The 1,819-nt window shown below is 70.9% G+C and carries 1 protein-coding gene; it reads left to right on the plus strand.

Translation table 11 applies throughout. The annotated features are described in order from the left end of the window. The coding region (locus G3I65_RS05940) for an error-prone DNA polymerase (RefSeq protein WP_160695208.1) at window positions 1-1,819 on the plus strand (1,819 nt) is incomplete at both ends.

Below are 1,819 nucleotides of genomic sequence, written 5' to 3' on the forward strand. Positions count from 1 at the left end.
GTTCCTGCGGTCGGGGATGGAGCAGCGGCGCCGGTTCGAACGCCGCTACCCCGGCGCCGTCGGGCGGGCCGCCGTGCTCGGCGTCGAAGTGGCGTTCGACCTGCGGCTGGTCGCCCCCGACCTGCCGCCGTTCCCGGTGCCGCCCGGGCACGACGAGATGTCCTACCTGCGTGAGCTGACCCGCGCGGGCGCGGCGGACCGCTACGGCCCGCGCGAGGCGAACCCGAAGGCCTACGCCCAGCTCGACCACGAACTCGCCGTCATCGACGAGCTCGGCTTTCCCGGCTACTTCCTCGTCGTCTGGGACATCGTCCGGTTCTGCAAGCAAGCGGACATCCTCTGCCAGGGCCGCGGATCCGCCGCCAACTCCGCCGTCTGCTACGCGCTCGGGATCTGCAACGCCGACCCGGTCAAGTGGAACCTGCTGTTCGAGCGGTTCCTCGCCCCGGAACGCGACGGGCCGCCGGACATCGACATCGACATCGAGTCCGACCGGCGCGAGGAAGCCATCCAGTACGTCTACGCCAAGCACGGCCGCTTCCACGCCGCGCAGGTCGCCAACGTCATCACCTACCGGGCGCCCTCGGCGATCCGCGACGCCGCCAAGGCGCTCGGGCACAGCCCCGGGCAGCAGGACGCCTACAGCAAGCTCGTCGATCGCTGGGGCGGGGTCGCCGCCACGAAGCAGCAGACGGACGACGCGATCCCGGCCGACGTCCTCGACCTGGCCGCGCGGATCGAGGACTTCCCGCGCCACCTCGGCATCCACTCCGGTGGCATGGTGCTGTCGAAGCAGCCGGTGTCCGAAGTGGTCCCGGTCGAGTGGGCGGCGATGGCCGATCGCAGTGTGCTGCAGTGGGACAAGGACGACTGCGCCGCCGTCGGGCTGGTCAAGTTCGACCTGCTCGGCCTCGGCATGCTTTCGGCGCTGCACTACACGATCGACCTCATCGCCGAACACCACGGGTCCACAGTGGACCTGGGCAAGCTCGACCTGGCCGATCCCGCCGTTTACGACATGCTCTGCGAAGCCGACGCGATCGGCGTCTTCCAGGTCGAATCCCGGGCCCAGCTGGCGACGCTGCCGCGGTTGCGGCCGCGGGAGTTCTACGACCTCGTCGTCGAAGTCGCGCTGATCCGGCCCGGCCCGATCCAGGGCGGGTCCGTGCACCCCTACATCCGGCGCCGCCGCGGCGAGGAGAAGTGGCAGCACGCGCACCCACTGCTGGCGTCCAGTTTGGACCGCACGCTCGGCGTTCCGCTGTTCCAGGAACAGGTGATGCAGATGGCGGTCGACGTCGCTTCGTTCACGCCGTCGGAAGCCGACAAGCTGCGCCGCGCCATGGGCGCCAAACGCTCCAGCGCCAAAATGAAAGCGCTGATGGCGCGGTTCTTCGCCGGGTGCGCGGCCAACGGCCTCGACCGGGAGCTGGCGGAGCGGATCTTCGAGCAGATCCACGCCTTCTCCGGCTACGGCTTCCCCGAAGCCCACTCGATGTCGTTCGCGCTGCTGGTCTACGCGTCCGCGTGGGTCAAGCGCTATTATCCGGCCGCGTTCTGCGCCGGGCTGCTGCGCGCTCAGCCGATGGGTTTCTACAGCCCGCAGTCGCTGGTCGCCGACGCCCGGCGGCACGGCGTCCGCGTCCGCGAACCGGACATCAACGCCAGCCTCGTGCACGCCACGCTCGAACCCGATCCGGACAGCACCGGCGGCGTCGCGCTGCGCCTCGGCCTCGCCGGGGTCCGCCACCTCGGCGACGACCCGGCCGCGGCGATCGTCGCCGAGCGCGACGCCGGCGGGCCGTACGACGGCGTCGGC

The organism is Amycolatopsis sp. SID8362, from assembly GCF_010550475.1.
Taxonomy (GTDB): domain Bacteria; phylum Actinomycetota; class Actinomycetes; order Mycobacteriales; family Pseudonocardiaceae; genus Amycolatopsis; species Amycolatopsis eburnea.